The 1765-nt window shown below is 68.6% G+C and carries 3 protein-coding genes; all 3 read left to right on the top strand.

From position 1 onward, the window contains the following. Positions 1-666, top strand: a 666-nt coding sequence (locus ACX6XY_RS29955) for a vitamin B12 dependent-methionine synthase activation domain-containing protein (RefSeq protein ID WP_460337740.1), incomplete at its 5' end; no start/stop codon positions are given. Next, positions 663-1568, top strand: coding sequence for a methylenetetrahydrofolate reductase [NAD(P)H] (gene metF, locus ACX6XY_RS29950; RefSeq protein WP_460337737.1), 906 nt, complete (start codon positions 663-665; stop codon positions 1566-1568). The genes ACX6XY_RS29955 and metF, both read left to right, overlap by 4 nt. Next, positions 1552-1765: adenosylhomocysteinase (locus ACX6XY_RS29945; RefSeq protein ID WP_460337734.1), on the top strand; the 214-nt coding region annotated here is incomplete at its 3' end. The genes metF and ACX6XY_RS29945, both read left to right, overlap by 17 nt.

Below are 1765 nucleotides of genomic sequence, written 5' to 3'. Positions count from 1 at the left end.
GACACGATCGAGGGGGAGGGGCGGCCGCGGCTGCGGATGTGGCTGGACAAGCTGCACACCGGCAGCCTGCTGGAGGCAGCCGTGGTGCACGGCTACTTCCCGTGCGTGTCCAAGGGCGACGACCTGATCATCCTCGACGAGAAGAGCGGTGGCGAGCGCACCCGGTTCACGTTCCCCCGCCAGCGCCGCGGCCGCCGTCTGTGCCTGGCCGACTTCTTCCGCCCCGAAGACTCCGGCGAAACCGACGTCGTCGGCCTCCAGATCGTCACCGTCGGCTCCAGGATCGGCGAGGCCACAGCCGAACTCTTCGAGAAGAACGCCTACCGCGACTACCTCGAACTGCACGGCCTGTCCGTCCAGCTCGCCGAAGCACTCGCCGAGTACTGGCACGCCCGCGTCCGCACCGAACTCGGCATCTCCGATGCCGACCCGACCGGCATGGACGGCATGTTCCGCACCGAGTACCAGGGCTGCCGCTACTCACTGGGCTACCCCGCCTGCCCCAACCTCGAAGACCGCGCGAAGATCGCCCAGCTCCTGGAGCCCGAACGGATCGGCGTCCACCTCTCCGAAGAGTTCCAGCTCCACCCCGAACAGTCCACCGACGCCCTCGTCATCCACCACCCCCAGGCCAACTACTTCAACGCGGGGAGTGACAGAAGATGACCACCGCCAAGACGGTCAAGGACGTCCTCGCCGACGGCACCCCTTCCTTCTCCTTCGAGTTCTTCCCGCCGAAGACCGAGGCAGGCGACCGGACGCTGTGGGACGCCATCCGCCGCCTCGAACCGCTCTCCCCGACGTTCGTCTCCGTCACCTACGGGGCGGGCGGCTCCTCCCGGAGCCGTACGGTCGCAGTGACCAAGCGCATCGCCGCCCACACCACGCTGCGCCCCGTCGCGCACCTCACCGCCGTCGGCCACTCCGTCGCCGAACTGCGCCAGATCATCGGCCAGTACGCGGACGCCGGGATCCGCGACGTCCTCGTCCTGCGCGGCGACCCGCCAGGCGACCCCAACGGAGAGTGGACCGCGCACCCCCAAGGTTTCGAGCACGCTCATGAACTCGTTTCCCTGGTAAGGGAGTCCGGCAACTTCAGCGTCGGTGTCGCCGCCTTCCCCGAGCGTCACCCGCGCTCGCCCGACTGGGACAGCGACATCCGCCACTTCGTCGCCAAATGCAAGGCCGGGGCGGACTACGCCATCACCCAGATGTTCTTCCACGTCGAGGACTACCTGCGCCTGCGCGACCGGGTCGCGGCAGCGGGCTGCGACACCCCGATCATCCCCGAGATCATGCCCGCCACCGACGTACGCCAGATCCGCCGCTTCGCCGAACTCAGTGACGCCGCCTTCCCCGAAGACCTGGCCCACCGCCTCGAAGCAGCCCGCGACGACCCCGCCACAAGCCACCGCATCGGCGTCGACCACGCCACCGCCATGGCCGACCGCCTCCTCACCGAAGGCGCGCCCGGCCTGCACTACATCACCCTGAATCGCTCAACGGCGACGTTGGAGATCCACCGCACCATCCAAGAATCAAGGAGCCTGCATGCCCCCGTCCGCTGACTTCACCGACTTCAAGGTCGCCGACCTTTCCCTTGCCGCGTTCGGCCGCAAGGAGATCACGCTGGCCGAGCATGAGATGCCCGGTCTGATGGCGATCCGCCGCGAGTACGCCGAGGCCCGGCCGCTGGCCGGGGCCCGGATCACGGGTTCGCTGCACATGACCGTGCAGACGGCCGTCCTGATCGAGACGCTGGCGG

Source organism: Streptomyces sp. O3 (assembly GCF_054788135.1).
This window is presented reverse-complemented; position numbering and strand designations above follow the sequence as displayed.

Coding starts and splice junctions, on each gene's coding strand:
- metF (WP_460337737.1), top strand. CDS start 663: ATGACCACCGCCAAGACGGTCAAGGACGTCCTCGCCGACGGCACCCCT.